The organism is Aminobacter sp. J44, assembly GCF_007829415.1.
GTDB lineage: Bacteria > Pseudomonadota > Alphaproteobacteria > Rhizobiales > Rhizobiaceae > Aerobium.
In genome coordinates this window covers 45,235-63,838 of the sequence record NZ_VLJG01000003.1, presented here as the reverse complement: position 1 = coordinate 63,838, position 18,604 = coordinate 45,235, and the positions used below count along the sequence as shown (strand labels likewise).

Below are 18,604 nucleotides of genomic sequence, written 5' to 3'. Positions count from 1 at the left end.
TTCCTCTTCGATCTGACGAAGGCGTATTGGTAGCTAGTTGTGCCTCGCCAGCATAGCCTTCGCGTCCTTCGGCGCCAGCGCCTGCGGCCGCTCGCAGGTCGTCTCCATGTCGACGAACTTGCCCGTTTCGCCCGATTTTAGGATCCCGGTCATCACCTCAACCGCATGCAGCGCCAACTCTGCCGAGCAGCGGTGCGGCCGGTTCTCGATGATGCCGAGCGCCATGTCGGCAAGCCCGCAGGCGCGGTAGTTGGCCAGCATGCCAGACGGGTGCTGATGGTTCGGCATCGAGAACGGGTGCTCCCACTTCGGCAGCTTCTTTGCCGGCTCCACCTTGTCGGTTAGCCGCACCTCGCCGCCGAAAAAGTTCGGGTCCGGCACGAACACCGATCCCTCCTCGCCATAGAGTTCTATCGGCGCATGGCCGTGCTTCCAGACGTCCCAGCTGGCATTCAGCGTAATGACCGCGCCGTTGCGGAATTCGAGCAGCGCGTGGATCGTCGTCGGCGTGTTGACCCTGATCTTCTCGCCAAAGCGCGGCTGCGAGGTGATCGTGCGCTCGACCGCGGGCGTTGCCGTCAGCGCCGCCACCCGCGCCACCGGCCCGATCAGCTGGACGAGGTTGGTGATGTAGTAGGGCCCGATGTCGAGCACCGGACCCGCGCCCGGCTGGAAGAAGAAATCCGGGTTTGGATGCCAATGCTCCATGCCATGGCTCATCACCGTGCAGGTGCCGCTGGTGATCTTTCCGAGGCGGCCGCTGTCGATGATCGCGCGGACGAACTGGTGCGCGCCACCAAGGAACGTGTCGGGTGCCGAGCCGATCCTGAGCCCTTTAGCCGCCGCGCGCTGCGCAAGGTCCCTGCCCTCCTTGACCGAGAGCACGAACGGCTTTTCCGAGTAGACGTGTTTGCCGGCATCGAGCACCGCCTTCGACACCTCATAATGCGCGGCCGGAATGGTGAGGTTGACGACGATGTCGATGTCGTCGGCGGCAAGCAGCCCCTCAACCGTCTCCGCCCGCACGCCGAACTCCTCCGCCCGCGCCTTCGCCACCTCCGGCACGAGATCGGCGCCTGCCCGCATCTCGATGCCCCGAAACAGCGGGCCGAACCTGAAATAGGCAGCCGAGATGTTGCCGCAGCCGATCACGCCGACGCCGAGCTTCCTTCCCATCCGGACCTACTCCTGAAACGCGCGAAGGGAAGCGATCGACCGGCGCGCGAACCGCGCGGCATCGCCCGGATTGTCATGCTCGACGATTAAGTGCCTCGCCGGCGTCTTCGCCCTCAGCGACTCCAGTAGCCCCGGCCAGTCGACGGTGCCGTGGCCGACATCGGCCCAGCCGTCCTCGTCGGCGTTCTCGCCTGCGGGCGCGATGTCCTTGACGTGGACGGCGACGATGCGCGACCCGTAGCGGCCGATCCATTCGTTCGGATCGCTGCCGCCGCGTATCACCCAGGCGACGTCGATTTCCCAGCCAATACTCGGCGCTTCCTCGAGAATGATCTTCTGCGGGATCGTGCTATCGGCGAGCGAAACAAACTCAAAGTCGTGGTTGTGCCAGGCAAAGCCGAAGCCGGCATGGCGGCAGCGCTGGCCGACTGTCTCCAGCTTCCGCGCAAAGTCGCGCCAGCCCGCGGCATCGCCCGGCCGCTTCTCCGGCATCAGGAACGGGCAGACCATTGTGGTGATACCCAGCGTCTTCGCGATCTTCTCCGCCCCGGTAAAATCGCTCTCGAGCAGATCGAGCGCAAAATGCCCGGTCGGCATTATCAGCCGGCTGCGGTCGAGAAGCTCGCGCAGCCGCGCCGGCTCGATGTCGGCATAAAGCGCGCCAAAACCCTCGACCTCGGCGTAGCCCGCCTCCGCCACCATGGCGAGGACCTCTTCCCAAGGTGTGAACTTGCGGGCGGAGTAGAGTTGGAAGGACCAGTTCATCATCTAAAATCCTGCAGGAATCCGGGTTCAAAGTCGCTCGCCGGTCTCGGCGTCGAAGAGGGAAGCGCGAAGCGGGTCGAAGCCGACCGTGGCGCGCTGGCCGGCGCTCGGCGCGCGCTCCGTCGCCATGCGGACCGAGAAGTCGTGGCCGGCGACCTTGGTCCAGACCAGCGTGTCCGAGCCCATTGGCTCGACCACCTCGACACTCGTCTCGACCTCGAACGGCCAGCCCTCGCCGGTGTTGAGGCCGACATGCTCCGGCCGCACGCCGAGCGTCGCCGCGCGAGGCGACAAGTTCGTCTCCTGGAACGGATAGGTCGCAAGTGGCACGCGCAAATCCGCCGCCTCGAACACCCAGGTCCCGTCATGCTGCGCCAGCTGTCCCTCGATGAAGTTCATCGACGGCGAGCCGATGAAGCCGGCGACGAAGCGGTTCTTTGGCCGCGAATAGATCGCCTGCGGCGTGTCGAGCTGCTGGATGATGCCGCCGCGCATGACCGCGATGCGGTCGGCGAGCGTCATCGCCTCGATCTGGTCGTGAGTGACGTAGATCATCGTGTTGCCGAGCTTCTGGTGCAGGCGCTTGATCTCGACGCGCAGCTCCGAGCGCAGCTTGGCGTCGAGGTTCGACAGGGGCTCATCGAACAGGAACACGTCGACGTCGCGCACCAGCGCGCGGCCGATCGCAACGCGCTGCCGCTGCCCGCCCGACAGCGCCGAAGGCTTGCGCTTCAGAAGCGGCTCGATCTGCAGGATTTCGGCCGCCCGCGCGACGCGCTTCGCGATCTCGTCTTTCGGCACGCCGGCGTTCTTCAGGCCGAAGGAGAGGTTCCCCTCCACCGTCATCTGCGGGTAGAGCGCGTACGACTGGAACACCATGCCGATGCCGCGATCCTTCGGCTCGTCCCAGGTCACGTTCCGTCCATTGATGAAGATCTGCCCGGCGCTGACGTCCAGAAGTCCCGCGATGCAGTTCAGCAGCGTGGATTTTCCGCACCCCGACGGGCCAAGGAGGACGAGGAACTCGCCCTTGTCGACCTCGAGGTTGAGCGATTTCAGCACCTCCACGACACCGAAGTTCAGCGATACATCGCGGATGACGACGCTCGGCATCGGCGGCCCTCCTAACCCTTGACCGCGCCGGCAGCGATGCCGCGCACGAAAAGCTTGCCTGAAACGAAGTAGACGATCAGCGGCACCAGGCCCGTCAGCAGCGTCGCCGCCATGTTGACGTTGTATTCCTTCACGCCCTGGACCGAGTTGACGATGTTATTGAGCTGCACCGTCATCGGGTAATATTCGGGGCGCGTGTAGACGATGCCGAACAGGAAGTCGTTCCAGATGCCGGTGACCTGGATGATGATCGCCACCACGAAGATCGGCAGCGACATCGGCAGCATGATCTTGAGATAGATCGCCCAGAACCCGGCGCCGTCGACGCGCGCGGCCTTGAACAGCTCCTCCGGCAGCGACGTGAAGTAGTTGCGGAACAGCAGCGTCAGGATCGGCATGCCGAAGATCGTGTGCACGATCACCAGCCCCCACAGCTCGCCATAGAGGCCGAGCTCCCGCAGCATGATGACGATTGGGTAGAGCATCACCTGATAGGGGATGAACGCGCCGAAGATCAGGATCGTGAAGAAGACGTTCGCGCCCCTGAAGCGCCAGTTGGCGAGCGCGTAGCCGTTGATCGAGGCGATCAGGATCGACAGAATCACCGAGGGTACGGTGATGCGCACCGAATTCCAGAAGCCGCGCGAAAGCCCGTCGCAGTTGAGGCCGGTGCAGGCCTGCGCCCATGCCTTCACCCACGGCTCGAACGTGATTTCGACCGGCGGGGCAAAGACATTGCCCATGCGGATTTCGGGCAGCCCTTTCAGTGAGGTCACGATCATCAGGTAGAGCGGCAGAAGGTAATAGACCGATACCAGCAGCAGCGTGCCGTAGATGAAGACGTTGCGGCGCGAGATCGCCCGGCGCGGCCGGCGGCCGGAGGGGCCGGCGAGTTCCGCCGGGCTGATTGCGGTGACGTCAGCCATGGCGCTTCCTCCCGCCGAATTCGAGATAGGCCCACGGGATCAGCACGATGAGGACGGACAGCAGCATCATGGTCGAGGCCGCGAAGCCCTGGCCGAGGTTCTGCGCCTCGAACATCATGTTGTAGACGTACTTGGCCGGCACTTCCGACGAGATGCCCGGCCCGCCGCCGGTCTGCGCGACGACGAGGTCGTAGACGCGCACGATGCCGGAGGCGATCAGCACCAGCGCGGTGATGAATACCGGCCGCATCATCGGAATGACGATGAAGAGGTAGGTCTTCCACATCGGGATGCCGTCCACGCGCGCGGCTTTCCAGATGTCCTCGTCGATACCGCGCAGGCCCGCCAGCATGATGCACATGACGAGCCCCGTGCCCTGCCACAGCGCGGCGATGAGAATGCCATAGATGACGATGTCCTGATTGTAGAGCGGATCGAAGGTGAAGCTTTCCCAGCCCCACGAGCGCACTAGCCCCTGAATGCCGAAGTCGGGATTGAGCAGCCACTGCCAGACGAGGCCGGTGACGATGAAGGACAGCGCGAACGGATAGAGGAAGATCGTGCGGAAGGTGTTTTCGAAGCGGATCTTCTGGTCGAGGAGAGCCGCCAGCAGAAACCCGATCGCCAGCGAGAAGATCAGCGACAGCGTGCCGAAGATGGCCAGGTTCTCGATCGAGATCAGCCAGCGCGGCGTGCGCCACAGGCGTTCGTACTGGTCGAGGCCAACGAACCGCAGCCGCGGCAGCAGGCGGGAGTCGGTGAAGGAATAGACCACCGTCCAGATCGTGCCGCCGACGAACACGCACAGCGCCGTCAGTACCATCGGGATCGATGCGATCTTCGCGCTGAGATTGCGCAATAGCCGGTTGGGACGCGACTGCCCAGTCATTGGCGCCTCTCGTTCAAGCCGTCAGAATTTTGGGGAGGGAATGCCGCCGGAGGAGGTCGGCATTCCCTACGCCGGCGCGGGGCCTAGTCAGCGCCAGCGATGATGTCGGCGAAGCGGGTCTGGGCGTCCGCCTCGCTCATCTCGGAGCTGAAGAACTCGACCATCAGATCGTTGATCTGGGTGATCGTGTCCTGGCTCAGCAGCTGCTCGGGCGCGGGAACGGTCTTGCCGGCCGCGAGGATTTCGAGGCCCTTCTTCATGCAGTCATTGGCGGCATTGAGGTCGATGTCGCCACGAACGGGGAGCGATCCCTTCTTCAGGTTGAAGGCGACCTGCACCTCCGGCGAGAGCATGAGACGGGCAAGGTCGACCTGCGCCTTGCTCTTTTCCTCGTCCTTGAGAACCGGGAAGTAGAAGGCGTCGCCACCGGTCGCAATCACCTCGTTGACGCCGAGGCCCGGCAGGCACGAATAGTCTTTGCCGGCCACCTGACCGGCGACCTGGAAGTCGCCCTGCGCCCAGTCACCCATCACCTGCCCGCCGGCCTGGCCGGTGATGACGAGGTTGGTCGCCTGGTTCCAGTCCTGCACGTTGGAGCCCTTGGCCATCTCGCGGGCATCGCCCGCCGCTGCAAAGACGCGCTTGATTTCTTCGCCGGCCGCCGCCTCCGCGTCCTTGTCGCCATAGACCTTGTTGAAGATCTCCGGCCCGCCGAGCGAGGCCATCAGCACCTGGAACAGGCCGGCGGACTGCCACGGCTGGCTGCCGAGGGCGAGCGGGAGCTTGCCCGCCTCGCGCAGCTTCGGCGCGGCGGCCACGAACTCATCCCAGTTCTTCGGGACAGGCAAGCCGACATCCTCGAATGCCTTGTGCGACAGCCACAGCCACTGCCAGGAGTGGATGTTGATCGGCACGCAGTAGATCTTGCCGTCGACCGTGCAGCCATCGAGCAGCGTCGGCGGGTTGATGACCTCGAGCCACTTGTCCTCGGTTGCGATGTCGGTGAGGTCGCGCATCAGCCCGGCCTCCACCAGCTCCTCGGCCTGACGGCCGTGATTGAACTGCGTCGCGCCCATCGGGTCGCCGCCGGTCAGGCGGCTGACGAACACGGTGCGGGCGTTCGGGCCGCCGCCGCCGACGGCGCCGTCGATCCATTTGTGACCTGATGCGTCGAAGGCTTTCGCGAATTCGGCGACCGCCGCGGCTTCGCCGCCTGAAGTCCACCAGTGCGTCACTTCCAGTTCAGCGGCGTATGCAGAGACATGCAGTGCCGACGACAAGGCGAAGGCAGCAGTCAACAACCCGTAGCGCATCAGATCTCCTCCCTGAAAACTGTAACGTTACAGATGGAACGATAGGGCAAGCTTCGAGATCGCGCAACATCTCGGCAGCTATTAATTTCGCGACTCGAACAAATCGGGTGGCAGCAGCGATCGACCGACTCGCTTCAGAAGCAGCGCATATTCCTGATTCTTAATGATGAAACGTACGGCCTTGCGTAGGGTGCCGTTGGATGCTGACAGCGACGCGCCGGTTGATGAGCTTCAATTTTCCCTGTGCAGCGGCGAAAAATCCTGTAACGATACAGTGACCGAGAATTGGACTGCACATCATGACTGATGTTGAGAAGGCCGGGGCCACTGAAGCCGCACCTCAGAGCGCCCCGCCGACGCTGAAGACAATCGCCTTCATGACCGGGCTTGGCGTGACGACCGTTTCGCGCGCGCTGAAGGATGCGCCGGAAATCGGCGAGGAAACTAAGCGTCGCGTGCAACTTGTCGCGCGCCAGGTCGGCTACCGGCCGAATCGCGCCGGCGTGCGCCTGCGCACCGGCAAGACGAACGTCATCTCGCTGATCCTCAACACCGACGAGCAGCTGATGGGCTTCATTTCCGACATGATTGCCGGTGTCGCCGCCGAGCTTGCCGGTTCGCCCTATCACCTGATCCTGACGCCCTATTCCGGGTCCGAGGACCCGATGACGCCCGTGCGCTATGTCGTCGAGACCCACTCGGCCGATGGCATCATCCTGTCGCAGACGCGGCCGGATGATCCGCGCGTGCGTTATCTCACCGAGCACAATTTTCCATTCGCCACCCATGGCCGCACGCAGATGGGCATCGCCCATGCCTGGCACGACTTCGACAACCATGCCTTCGCGCTGAAGGCGGTTCGGGCGCTCGCTGCGGCCGGACGCCGGCGCCTTGCGCTCGTGAGCCCGCCGCCGCATCTCACCTACAACCGCCACATGAGCGAGGGGTTTACCGAAGGCTTAGCCGAGTGCGGCTGCACGGAAATCCCGTTCCGCGATGCCTCGATCGACCTGCCGATCGAGGAGCTCAAGGAACGTGCGCTGCAGCTCCTTCACCGGCCAAATGCGCCGGACGGCATCGTTTGCGGCAGCGGTGCGGCAGCCTTTGCCGTCGTGTCGGCGCTGGAGGAAGTAGGTTTGCGGCTCGGCCGGGACATCGATGTCGCCACCAAGCAGTCGAGCAAGCTCGTAAAGATTTTCCGGCGCGAGCTGTTGACCGTCAACGAGGATTTCCGCCTCGCCGGGCGCCAGCTTGCGAAGGCCGTCAAGGCGCGCATCGACGGCATTCCCGCCGATACGCTCCAGACTTTGGCTGCGCCGGACGATCCGTCCTGATCAGAGGCCCGAGCCCCACGGGCCGTGATGCTCGCCGTCCTGGTCGATGCGCTCGAAGCCGTGGGCGCCGAAATAGTCGCGCTGCGCCTGGATGAGGTTCGCGGTGCCGCGCGCCTGGCGGAACGAGTCGAAATATCCGAGTGCCGCCGACAGTGCCGGGACCGGCAGGCCATTGACGGCCGCATGGGCCACAATGCGGCGAAGCGACGGATGCGCCTCCTTCATCATCTCGACGAAGTCGCCGATCAGGAGCAGGTTTTCGGCATCCGGGTCTGCCTCGAACGACTTTGCCAGCGTTCCAAGGAACTGCGAGCGGATGATGCATCCCGCACGCCAGATGCGCGCGATCGTCGGCATCGGCAGGTTCCACTGGAACTCCTCCGAGGCCTGGTCCATCACCGCAAAGCCCTGCGCATAAGCCGCGATCTTGCCAGCGAACAGCGCGAGCTCGAGGTCGCGGATGAAGTCCGCATCCGGCGTCGTTCCGCTGGCAGCCGGCGTGCCCCCATAGGCCTTGGCAGCCATCTGGCGCAGGCCGCGCTCAGCCGAGAGGCTGCGCGCAGCGACAGCGGATTCGATGGCCGTTGCCGGCACGCCCATCATCTGCGCTTCGATGGCCGACCAGCGGCCGGTGCCCTTCTGGCCGGCGCGGTCGAGGATGCGGTCGACGATCGGAGCGCCGGAATCCGGATCTTCCGTCTCGAGGACGGCAGCCGTGATCTCGACGAGGTAGGAGTTGAGACGGCCCTTGTTCCACTCGGAGAAGATGGCGCCGATGTCGCTCGCCGCCATGCCGAAGCCGTCGCGCAGGATGCCGTAGATCTCGGCGATCATCTGCATGTCGGCATATTCGATGCCGTTGTGGATCGTCTTGACGAAGTGGCCGGCGCCGCCGTGGCCGAGCCAGGCGCAGCACGGCTCGCCCTCGAACTTCGCCGCGATCGACTTCAGCACGCTCTCGACGCGCTCATAAGCCTGCTTCTCGCCGCCGACCATGATCGACGGGCCATGGCGCGCGCCTTCCTCGCCGCCCGACACACCCATGCCGATGAAGGTCAGGCCCGAATTCTCGAGTTCGTCGAAGCGGCGGATGGTATCGCGGAAATTGGCGTTGCCGGCGTCGATGATGATGTCGCCGGGCGAAAGGAAGTCGCGCAGGCCCTCAATCTGCTCGTCGACGGCCTTGCCGGCCTGCACCATCAGGATGATCGGCCGCGGCGGCTTGATCTGGGCCGCGAACTCTTCGAGCGTCGCGCAGGGAACGATGTTCTGGCGCAGTTCGCCCGCATTTTCGAAGAAGGTGCCGGTTCGGGAGGTGGTCCGATTGTATACGGCGACCGGGTAACCCTTTTCGGCGATGTTCAGGGCGAGATTGGCTCCCATCACACCGAGGCCAATCAGGCCGATTTCAGCTTTGGACATCGACGTTCCTGCTCCGAAACTTTGGCGTTTTGGAAGAATGTGCATCGGCGGTCCCGAGCGTCAACCGCTGCAGCTGCATACCAGCCATGAGGCATGACTTTCGGATAAGCTGAAAAACCCCGGTTCCCTACAGCGATTGAGCATGTTGCGGTGCAAATTAACGTCCGCGCAACTTGTGGCTTCGTATACAACCGACCCAGAGCGACGGAAGATCTGCTCAGCCTGGGTGGGCGTAGAAGAAAATGATGAGAGTCCTGAGTTGCATCAAGGACGAGCACAGCCTCGTTCTGGTGCTGGTAGCCGCTGCGGTTTGCATTGGCGGATCGGCAACAATTACCCGACTGCTGACCGATGCGTCCCGCACGTCCGGGCTGCAGAAGATGTCCTGGCTGTTCATAGCAGCCGTCGCTGCCGGTGCATCGATCTGGTGTACACATTTCATCGCGATGCTCGGCTACGAGCCCGGCACACCGGTGTCGTTCGATCCAGTCATGACGATCGTGTCCATGCTGGTGGCAATCATCGGCTCGTGCCTCGGCTTCGCCGTGGCGCTGAGCCGTATGAGCCGCGTCATGCCCGCGATCGGCGGTGCCCTCGTCGGCCTTGCTATCGTCGCCATGCACTACACCGGCATGATCGCCTACCGCGTCCAGGGCGTTCTCACCTGGGACACCGATTATCTGGTCGCGTCCGTCGTGCTCTCGACGGTCCTGTCGGCGCAGTCGATGCACGTGTTCATGCAGCGCCAAACCAACGAGGGCCGCATTGCCGCAACCGCGGTCCTGGTCATCGCGATCGTCAGCCTGCACTTCACCGGCATGGCCGCCTTCCACGTCGAGCCGATGATGATCGACGGCTCCTATTCCGACCCGTCGGCGCTGCAGGCGCTGGCGCTCGCCATTGCCAGCGTCGGCATCATCATCGTCAGCGCCGGTCTCGCCAGCCACGTGATCGATGGCAGCGTGCGCGCCGAGTCGCTCGAGCGCCTGCGCGAGATGGCGATGAACGACAGCCTCACCGGCCTGCCGAACCGTGTCAGCTTCAACGACCGCCTCGACCACGAGCTGGAGCTTGCGACCGAGACCGGCGGCGAGCTAGCACTGATCTGCATCGACCTCGACCGCTTCAAGGAGATCAACGACCTGCACGGCCATGCCGCCGGCGATCGCGTATTGCAGGACATCGGCCGGCGCATGAAGGCGCAGCTTGAAGACACCGATTTCGTTGCCCGCCTCGGCGGCGACGAGTTCGCGGCCCTGCACCGCTACAAGAGCAAGACGGACATCTCCGACTTCCTCGCCCGCCTCGAAACCGTGCTCGGCCAGCCGATCAGCTTCGAGGGCAAGCAGTTCTCTCCCGGCGCCAGTATCGGCGTGGCGCTCTACCCGAGCGATGCTTCCGACAAGGAAGCGCTCATCAACAACGCCGACCTTGCCATGTACCGCGCCAAGGCCGACCTCCTGCACTCGATCTGCTTCTACGAGCAGTCGATGGACGAGACGGTCCGCGCCCGCCGCTCGCTGGCGGCCGACCTCAAGGCGGCGGTGGAGAAGGGCCAGCTCGAAGTCTACTACCAGGTGCAGACCGCCGTCGCGACCGGCGAGATCCGCGGCTACGAAGCGCTGTTGCGCTGGAAGCACCCCACGCGCGGCTACATCTCGCCGGCGGAGTTCATTCCGCTTGCGGAAGAAAGCGGCCTGATCCTGCCGCTCGGCGAATGGGTACTGCGCACCGCCTGCTCGCGCGCCGCGAGCTGGACCCCCGGCTACAAGGTCTCGATCAACATCTCGCCGGTGCAGTTCGTCCATGCCGACCTTCCGCGTCTCATCAAGGAGGTGCTCGACGAGGCCGGCCTGCCGCCCGAGCGGCTGGAGCTGGAGCTAACTGAGTCCACGATCTTCGCCGACAAGGAGCGTTCGCTCTGCATGCTGCGGCAGATCAAGGATCTCGGCGTCAGCATCGCGCTCGACGATTTCGGCACCGGCTATTCGTCGCTGGAGACGCTGCGCGCCTTCCCGTTCGACAAGATCAAGCTCGACCGCTCCTTCATGGGCGAGGCCGAGACCAGCCCGCAGGCCAAGGCGATCATCCGCGCCGTGCTCGCGCTCGGCAAGAGCCTCGACATTCCGGTGCTCGCCGAAGGCATCGAGACGCAGGGCCAGCTGTCGCTGCTCAACGCCGAAGGCTGCGACGAGGCGCAGGGCTATCTCCTCGGCCGCCCGGTCCCGCTCAGCGAGATCGTGGAATCCGGCCAGCTGCACATGACCGGCTTCGAGGCGAGCCAGCCGAAGCAGGAAAGGAAGCCCGTGCGGGTGGAAAAGACGGCTGAATCTCAGCCGGAGCCGCAGCTCGATCTCGCGCTGGCGACCGCCTGACGCCTACTTCTTGCGCCGCCGCCGGCCATAGAGCTCGAGGCGGTGGTGCACGATGTCATAGCCGAGCGATCGGGCGATCTCCTGCTGGAGCTCCTCGATCCGCTCGGAATGAAATTCGATCACGTCCCCCGTCTCGATGTCGATCAGGTGGTCGTGATGCTCGCCCACGGCGGGCTCGAAGCGCGACGGGCCGCCCTCGAAGGCGTGCCGGTGAATCGCGCCAATCCCCTCCAGCAGCTTCATGGTGCGGTAGACGGTCGAGAGCGAGATGCTGGAGTCGACCGCGACCGAGCGCTTGAAGATCTCCATCGCGTCCGGATGGTCTTCCGCGTCCGACAGGATCCCGAGGATGACCCGGCGCGGGCGCGTGATGCGCACCCCCGCTTCTCGCAGGGCCGTCTCGTAATCCGGCTTCTGAATCATGCTCTCGTTCATCGCGCGACTATGCGACAGCGCCGGCTGCGATGCAAAGCCGGGCCCCCTCCGATGCCCAGCTTTCGCAACTGGAGCCGTCCAGTTGCAAACGATTTGCAATTGCATTGACAGCATGCAACGCCTCGCCTAGTTTTGAATTGTTCGAGAAAGCAGTTCTGGAGTTTTCATGCGTCTTACGACGATCTTTTACGCGGCGGCGCTCGTGCTGACGCAGATGTGCGCCGTTGCGCATGCCGAAAAGCTCAAGGTCGCCACGACCTTTACTGTCATTGCCGATATTGCCCGCAACGTTGCCGGTGACGCCGCGGAGGTTGAATCGATCACGCGCCCCAACGCCGAGATCCACGAATACCAGCCGACGCCGGGTGACATGCTGCGCGCCCAGGATGCCGACCTCATCCTGTGGAACGGCCTCAATCTCGAGCTCTGGTTCGAACGCTTCTTCAGCAATTTGCGCGACGTGCCGAGCGCCGTGGTCAGCGACGGCGTCGAGCCGATGAGCATTTCCGATGGCCCCTATACCGGCAAGCCAAACCCGCATGCCTGGATGTCGCCGACGGACGCGCTCACATATGTCGATAACATCCGGAAGGCGCTTGCCGAGCATGACCCCGACAATGCCGAGGTCTATGCGGCGAATGCCGAGGCCTACAAGGCAAAGATCGAAGCAACGATCGCGCCGATCCGCGAGCGGYTTGCCTCTATTCCGGAAGACCGCCGCTGGCTGGTGACGAGCGAAGGCGCGTTCTCCTACCTGGCTCGCGACTTCGGCCTCAAGGAACTCTTCCTCTGGCCGATCAATGCCGACCAGCAGGGCACGCCGCAGCAGATCCGCAAGGTGATCGACGCGATGCGCGAGCACTCAATCCCGGCGATCTTCAGCGAAAGCACCGTCTCGCCGGATCCGGCGCAGCAGGTCGCGCGCGAGACGGGCGCAAAGTACGGCGGCGTCCTCTATGTCGACTCGCTGTCGGATGAGAGCGGACCGGTGCCGACCTATCTTGATCTTCTCAGGGTCACGACACAAACCATCGCCGAGGGATTGAGCGAATGAACCGGCATGTCTCAGACGAGGCGACAGAAAGGACCGGCGCCGGCAGCGCCGGTCTTGCCGTTGACTCTGTCACCGTCACCTACCGCAACGGCCAGGCTGCGCTCAGAAACGCCTGCTTCTCGATCCCGCGCGGCACCATAACCGCGCTGGTGGGCGTCAACGGCGCCGGCAAGTCGACGCTGTTCAAGGCGATCATGGGCTTCGTGCCGCTTGCCGCGGGCTCCGTCTCGATCATGGGCGAACCGGCCCGGAAAGCGCTCGCCAAGAACCTCGTCGCCTATGTGCCGCAGGCCGAGGAGGTCGACTGGAACTTCCCGATCCTCGTCGAGGACGTCGTCATGATGGGCCGCTACGGCCACATGAACTTCCTGCGCATCCCGCGCGACGAGGACCGACGCAAGGTTGATGAGGCGCTCGCGCGTGTCGGCATGAGCGGCTTTCGCAAGCGCCAGATCGGCGAGCTTTCCGGCGGGCAGAAGAAGCGCGTCTTCCTTGCGCGTGCGCTCGCCCAGGAAGGCCAGGTGATCCTGCTCGACGAGCCGTTCACGGGCGTCGATGTCACCACCGAGGAGGCGATCATCGCGCTCCTGCGCGACCTGCGCGCCGAAGGCCGGGTGATGCTGGTATCGACCCACAATCTCGGCTCCGTTCCCGAATTCTGCGACCGCGCCATCCTTCTCAACCGCACCGTGCTTGCCGCTGGCCCCACGGCCGAGGTCTTCACCCACGAGAACCTCGCCAACGCCTTTGGCGGCGTGCTGCGCCACTTCGTGCTCGGCGGCACTGCCCTGCACGATGATGAAGATGCCCGCTCGGTGACGGTGCTCACGGACGACGAGCGCCCGTTCGTCCTCTATGGCGACAAGGCGCACTCGACTGCTGGCCCCGCGGTTCCTCCAAATGAGGACGAGGCGAAGCAATGAGCGTCCTCCTCGAGCCGTTCAACTACGGCTACATGATCAATGCGATGTGGGTCTCGGCCCTGATCGGCGCCGTCTGCGCATTTCTCTCGGCCTATCTGATGCTGAAGGGCTGGTCGCTAATTGGCGATGCCCTTTCCCACGCCATCGTTCCCGGTGTTGCCGGCGCCTACATGCTCGGCCTTCCCTTCGCGCTCGGCGCCTTCATTGCCGGCGGGCTCGCAGCCGGCTCGATGCTTTTCCTCACGCAGCAGACGAAGCTGCGCGAGGACGCGATCATCGGCCTGATCTTCAGCTCCTATCTCGGGCTCGGCCTGTTCATGGTCTCGCTGTCGCCGACCTCGGTGAACATCCAGTCCATCGTCCTTGGCAACATCCTTGCCGTCACGCCTTCGGACACGCTGCAGCTGGTGCTGATCGCCGGCATTTCGCTGGCGATCCTGATCGTCAAGTGGAAGGACCTGATGGTCGTCTTCTTCGACGAGAACCATGCCCGCACCGTCGGCCTCAATCCGGGCCTTTTGCGCGCGCTGTTCTTCACGCTGCTTGCTGCTTCGACGGTGGCGGCGCTGCAGACGGTCGGCGCGTTCCTCGTCATCGCCATGGTGGTGACGCCCGGCGCAACCGCCTACCTGCTGACCGACCGCTTCCCGCGTCTCATCATCCTGAGCGTCACGATCGGCACGCTCACCTGCTTCGTCGGCGCCTATGCGAGCTACTTCATCGATGGCGCGACCGGCGGCATCATCGTCGTCCTGCAGACGCTGATCTTCCTCATGGCCTTCGTCTTTGCGCCCAAGCACGGCATGCTCGCCGCCCGGCGCCAGGCTCGCAAGGCACTCGCGGAGGGCGCATAATGTTCGACATGCTGCTGATGCCCTTCCAGTTTCCGTTCATGCAGCAGGCCTTCGTCATCGGCCTCTTGGTGGCGCTGCCGATGGGGCTGCTTTCGCCATTCATGGTGCTGAAGGGGTGGTCGCTGATGGGCGACGCCATCAGCCATGCCGTGCTGCCTGGCATCGTCCTCGCCTACCTTCTCGGCCTGCCGCTTGCCGCCGGCGCGTTTGCCGCCGGCATGGTCTGCTCGATCTCCGTCGGCTACCTGAAGGAAAACAGCCGGGTGAAGGAAGACACCGTCATGGGCATCGTCTTCTCCGGCATGTTCGGCCTTGGCGTCGTCATGTTTTCGATGATCGAGAGCGACCTGCACCTGATGCACGTCCTCTTCGGCGACATTCTCGGCGTCACCTGGCGCGATATCGCGGAAACGGGTGTGATTGCGCTTATCGCGCTCGGCTTCGTCGGCCTCTTGCGCCGCGACCTGCTGGTTGCGGCATTCGACCCGCAGCACGCCCGGGCGATCGGGCTGCCGGTTCGCTTCTACCACTACGGTCTGCTGGCTGTGCTTTCGCTGACGATCGTCGGCGCGCTCAAGGCGGTCGGCATCATCCTTGCGATCGCCATGCTGATCGCGCCGGGGGCGACGGCATTCCTGCTCACCCGGCGCTTCGATGCGATGGTGGCGGTCTCGATGCTGATCGCGACCGCCTGCGCGTTCCTCGGCGTCTATCTGTCCTTCTTCATCGACAGCGCGCCGGCGCCGACCATCGTGCTCCTGATGACGCTGGTGTTTATCGCAGCGTTCATCAGGACGCGGATCAGGGTTACGGCCGTGGAGGTACGTTGAGGCCGACCTGGCTCGCCGGGCGCGCAATGCAGCGCTCGACCCAGGCTTTGGTGTTCGGCAGCTCGTCGAGGCCGAGCACCTCGGCGGCGCCATAGCCCTCGCGCAACGAGCGCACCCACGGGAAGATGGCGAGGTCGGCGATGGTGAACTCGTCGCCCATGAACCACTCGCGGCCGTTCATGCGCTGCTCGATGACACCGAGCAGGCGTTTGGCCTCGTTCTGGTAGCGCTCGAGCGGGCGCTTGTCCTCGAAATCCTTGCCGCCGAACTTGTAGAAGAAGCCGAACTGGCCGAACATCGGACCGACGCCTCCCATCTGGAAGAAGACCCACTGGATCGTCTCCATCCGCAGCGCCGGGTCCTTCGGCAAGAGCTTGCCGGTCTTCTCAGCAAGGTAGAGCAGGATCGCGCCCGACTCGAACAGGCCGAACGGCTTTCCGTTCGGACCATTGGGATCGATGATCGCCGGGATCTTGCCGTTCGGGTTCAGCGAAAGGAATTCCTCGCCCCAGGTCTCGTTCTTCGAGATGTTGACCAGGTGCGCCTCGTACGGAAGACCGACTTCCTCCAGCGCGATCGACACTTTCACGCCGTTCGGCGTCGGGAAGGAATAAAGCTGCAGCTTGCCCGGATCCTGTGCCGGCCAGCGCTTGGTGATGGGGAAGCTGGATAGGTCTGTCATGGAGTGCGAATCCCTTTCGTGCATGGTCCGGATCGGCGGACAGTCGAGGAATAGCCATGGCCGCGCCAGACGCAAGCAGGCGCGGCCGAGTTTGAAAGAAGCTGACTGAAAGGTGATGGGAAGGCTATTCGCCTTCCGGGTTCCTGCCCTTCACGAAGATGGTGACACCGTTGTTGTCATCGAACTCGAGCGCGAGGATGTCGTTGAGCTGCACCGACCGCGAGTCCACCGCGTGGTAGAACATCGCGCTGCCCTGGATCGACTCGCGCAATTCCGTGACCTGCGGCTTGTACTGTTCGAGTTTTGCCTCGATCTGCGTGTCCTTGTCGTCGAGGTCCGGGATGAAGACGATCTCGACCTTGTCGAGAGAGAATTTGCGGCGCACCGCAGCCGCGGCGGCGGACGAGTTCTCGATCGCCTTGATGATGCGCCCCTCGTCCTTGTTCGCGGCTTCCTCGCCGGTAGTCACGTCGGACCCGACGATGGTGTCGATCGCGCCTTCCTTGTCGAGACCCTGCGCAAAGGCGGAAGGAGTTGCGACCAACAGGGCAATCAGGAAGAGAAATCTCATGGAAATCGATCCGTGCAGGCTGACGATGACGGAATGCACCGGGGTTCAACGAAGCCGATGCAGTAACGTTCCGGCCAACGAAAAGCGGCGCAGGAACCATTCCTGCGCCGCCTCATCATGGTTGATTGGTCAGAGCTGGTAAAGGACCAGTGCGCCATTGCCGGCTACCTCCGCACCGACGATCGAGGAGACCTCGACGCCCTCGGCCTCAAGCCGGCTCATCAGCTCTGCATTGCCGGAAATCGCTGACTGGAGCTGAGTGATCGCATCGCGGTTCTGCGAGACTGCCTCGGATGCATTCGCGCTCTCCTCGCCGCTGATCCGGCGCACCGTCACGTCCGAGAAGCTGTCCATCGAAGCAATCGACTGGGCCGCTGCCCCGCTCCCGGTCACGGCGGTCAGCGAGCCGCCGTCGCCGGCGCCGTCATCGATTGCCTGGGTGGTGCCGCGGTCGACGTCCTGCTGCGAGCCGCTGCCCTGGGACGGCGATGCGTTCTGCTCGGTGGCTGACGATGCCGGATCGTTGGCGCCGCCTTCACCGCCCGTCTGGGCAAATGCCGGAGCGGCGATCATCGAGGCGCCCATCAGGGTGGCGGTCGTCATGGCTAGAAGACGTTTCATGTCATTTCCTCTCGTTCCGTTTGGTGGTCCATCTGGGAGGGGACGTCTCTGCGTCCGGAGAGGAAATGATCGGCGGCGCCATGAGTTTCAGTCGTTCAGGGGCGATTTGCGGGTCATTGTGTGGCGTCAATGTGAAGCTTCGCTTCCTCTTCTGCCCCGCCTTTACTGACCTTCCACAACGTCAAGATTTCGGATGAATTTTGCCAAACCGCGTGCAAGATTGCCTTTGGCGGGAAAGAAATCCCGCCCCGCGAGCAACAGGCCGCGACCTGTTCCGCGCGTTGTGGATGGACCGACAGGGGTGTGGATCAGATGAAGCGTTTTGTTCTAGGCCTGATGGCCGCGACCGCAATGACTGCCACGGCATGGGCTCAGGAAGACATTCAGCCAGGCCTTCTCTTCGACCTGGGCGGCAAGTTCGACAAGTCGTTCAACGAAGCGTCCTTCAACGGCGCCGAGCAGTTCAAGAATGAATCCGGCATCTCCTATGTCGAATTCGAGATCTCCAACGACGCGCAGCGTGAGCAGGCCCTGCGCCGCTTCGCCGAGGACGGCCGCAACCCGATCGTGATGGCGGGCTTCTCCTGGTCGTCCGCGCTCGAAATCATCGCCGACGAGTTCCCGGAGACGCAGTTCGCGATCATCGACACCGTCGTCGAGAAGCCCAACGTCCGCTCGGTCGTGTTCAAGGAGCAGGAAGGCTCCTACCTCGTCGGCCTTCTCGCCGCCATGGCCTCGCAGACCGGCACGGTCGGCTTCGTCGGTGGCATGCAGATCCCGCTGATCGGCAAGTTCGAGTGCGGCTACGTCCAGGGCGCGATCGAGACCAAGGAAGGCACCAAGGTCATCCGCAACTACACCGGCGACACGCCGTCGGCATGGAACGATCCGAGCCGCGGCGCCGAGATCACCCGCGCCCAGATCGACCAGGGCGCCGACGTGATCTACCACGCAGCCGGCGGCACGGGCGTTGGCGTGCTGCAGGCCGCCGCTGACGCTGGCAAGCTCGGCATCGGCGTCGACTCCAACCAGAACGGCCTGCATCCCGGCCACGTGCTGACCTCGATGATCAAGCGGGTGGACGTTGCCGTCTACAACGCGTTCAACGACGCGAAGAACGGCAACTTCACGCCCGGCATCAACGACCTCGGGCTTGCGGAGGACGGCGTTGGCTATTCGCTCGACGAGCACAACGAGAAGCTGATTACCCCGGAGATGAAGGAAGCGGTCGAGGCCGCCAAGGCCAAGATCATCGCCGGCGAGATCAAGGTCCACGACTTCATGAGCGACAATTCCTGCCCGTTCTGATCCGGGCCCGCTC

At 63.9% G+C, this 18,604-nt stretch carries 18 protein-coding genes; 7 read left to right on the top strand and 11 right to left on the bottom strand.

The window, feature by feature from the left end:
* Positions 1-33: 33 nt before the first annotated feature.
* From L610_RS01855 to L610_RS01830, 6 genes are all read right to left on the bottom strand, one after another.
* Positions 34-1,176, bottom strand: a complete 1,143-nt coding sequence (locus L610_RS01855; RefSeq protein WP_024846351.1) for a Gfo/Idh/MocA family protein — start codon at positions 1,174-1,176, stop codon at positions 34-36.
* 6 nt (positions 1,177-1,182) lie between these two features.
* Positions 1,183-1,941, bottom strand: a complete 759-nt coding sequence (locus tag L610_RS01850) for a sugar phosphate isomerase/epimerase (RefSeq protein ID WP_024846352.1) — start codon at positions 1,939-1,941, stop codon at positions 1,183-1,185.
* 27 nt (positions 1,942-1,968) lie between these two features.
* Entirely contained in the window at positions 1,969-3,054 is a 1,086-nt protein-coding gene (locus L610_RS01845; RefSeq protein ID WP_144701982.1) for an ABC transporter ATP-binding protein, read from the bottom strand.
* Between the two features lie 11 nt (positions 3,055-3,065).
* The gene (locus tag L610_RS01840) at positions 3,066-3,980 is read right to left on the bottom strand and encodes a carbohydrate ABC transporter permease (protein ID WP_144701979.1); all 915 of its coding nucleotides are present in this window, start codon (positions 3,978-3,980) and stop codon (positions 3,066-3,068) included.
* Positions 3,973-4,869, bottom strand: a complete 897-nt coding sequence (locus L610_RS01835; protein ID WP_144701976.1) for a carbohydrate ABC transporter permease — start codon at positions 4,867-4,869, stop codon at positions 3,973-3,975. The genes L610_RS01840 and L610_RS01835 overlap by 8 nt, the downstream gene beginning before the upstream one ends.
* Before the next feature lie 83 nt (positions 4,870-4,952).
* Complete coding sequence (locus L610_RS01830) at positions 4,953-6,182, bottom strand: ABC transporter substrate-binding protein (protein WP_144701973.1); 1,230 nt, start codon at positions 6,180-6,182, stop codon at positions 4,953-4,955.
* Positions 6,183-6,481: 299 nt separating this feature from the next.
* Between L610_RS01830 and L610_RS01825 the strand changes: the two genes are divergently transcribed.
* Complete coding sequence (locus tag L610_RS01825; protein ID WP_144701970.1) at positions 6,482-7,516, top strand: LacI family transcriptional regulator; 1,035 nt, start codon at positions 6,482-6,484, stop codon at positions 7,514-7,516.
* On the opposite strand, the gene gndA is transcribed toward L610_RS01825, so the two are convergent.
* Complete coding sequence (gndA, locus tag L610_RS01820) at positions 7,517-8,938, bottom strand: NADP-dependent phosphogluconate dehydrogenase (RefSeq protein ID WP_144701967.1); 1,422 nt, start codon at positions 8,936-8,938, stop codon at positions 7,517-7,519.
* Positions 8,939-9,183: 245 nt separating this feature from the next.
* Between gndA and L610_RS01815 the strand changes: the two genes are divergently transcribed.
* Positions 9,184-11,313: a bifunctional diguanylate cyclase/phosphodiesterase gene (locus L610_RS01815; protein WP_246658890.1), complete on the top strand. Its 2,130-nt coding sequence runs from the start codon at positions 9,184-9,186 to the stop codon at positions 11,311-11,313.
* 3 nt (positions 11,314-11,316) lie between these two features.
* Here the strand turns inward: L610_RS01815 and L610_RS01810 are convergent, their stop codons facing one another.
* Complete coding sequence (locus L610_RS01810; protein WP_024846360.1) at positions 11,317-11,748, bottom strand: Fur family transcriptional regulator; 432 nt, start codon at positions 11,746-11,748, stop codon at positions 11,317-11,319.
* A 214-nt stretch (positions 11,749-11,962) separates the two neighbouring features.
* On the opposite strand from L610_RS01810, the gene L610_RS01805 reads away from it, so the two are divergent.
* The 4 genes from L610_RS01805 to L610_RS01790 are packed head-to-tail and all read left to right on the top strand — an operon-like array spanning position 11,963 to position 15,409.
* The gene (locus L610_RS01805; protein ID WP_246658892.1) at positions 11,963-12,802 is read left to right on the top strand and encodes a metal ABC transporter substrate-binding protein; all 840 of its coding nucleotides are present in this window, start codon (positions 11,963-11,965) and stop codon (positions 12,800-12,802) included.
* Complete coding sequence (locus L610_RS01800; RefSeq protein ID WP_024846362.1) at positions 12,799-13,725, top strand: manganese/iron ABC transporter ATP-binding protein; 927 nt, start codon at positions 12,799-12,801, stop codon at positions 13,723-13,725. Before L610_RS01805 ends, L610_RS01800 begins: the two co-directional genes overlap by 4 nt.
* A complete protein-coding gene (locus L610_RS01795) occupies positions 13,722-14,579 on the top strand; it encodes a metal ABC transporter permease (RefSeq protein ID WP_024846363.1) in 858 nt (285 codons plus the stop codon). Before L610_RS01800 ends, L610_RS01795 begins: the two co-directional genes overlap by 4 nt.
* Positions 14,579-15,409, top strand: a complete 831-nt coding sequence (locus L610_RS01790; protein WP_034329067.1) for a metal ABC transporter permease — start codon at positions 14,579-14,581, stop codon at positions 15,407-15,409. Before L610_RS01795 ends, L610_RS01790 begins: the two co-directional genes overlap by 1 nt.
* On the opposite strand, the gene L610_RS01785 is transcribed toward L610_RS01790, so the two are convergent.
* The 3 genes from L610_RS01785 to L610_RS01775 form a co-directional block, all read right to left on the bottom strand.
* The gene (locus L610_RS01785; protein ID WP_144701958.1) at positions 15,387-16,091 is read right to left on the bottom strand and encodes a glutathione binding-like protein; all 705 of its coding nucleotides are present in this window, start codon (positions 16,089-16,091) and stop codon (positions 15,387-15,389) included. The two genes, L610_RS01790 and L610_RS01785, sit on opposite strands and share 23 nt — an antisense overlap.
* Positions 16,092-16,215: 124 nt before the next feature.
* Complete coding sequence (locus L610_RS01780; RefSeq protein WP_084465661.1) at positions 16,216-16,662, bottom strand: hypothetical protein; 447 nt, start codon at positions 16,660-16,662, stop codon at positions 16,216-16,218.
* A gap of 129 nt (positions 16,663-16,791) precedes the next feature.
* Positions 16,792-17,283 carry a hypothetical protein gene (locus L610_RS01775; RefSeq protein WP_144701955.1) on the bottom strand — a complete coding sequence of 164 codons (492 nt, stop codon included), beginning with the start codon at positions 17,281-17,283 and terminating at the stop codon, positions 16,792-16,794.
* A gap of 312 nt (positions 17,284-17,595) precedes the next feature.
* Here L610_RS01775 and L610_RS01770 point away from each other — a divergent pair, with 312 nt between their 5' ends.
* A complete protein-coding gene (locus L610_RS01770; RefSeq protein WP_024846368.1) occupies positions 17,596-18,591 on the top strand; it encodes a BMP family protein in 996 nt (331 codons plus the stop codon).
* Positions 18,592-18,604: the final 13 nt, after the last annotated feature.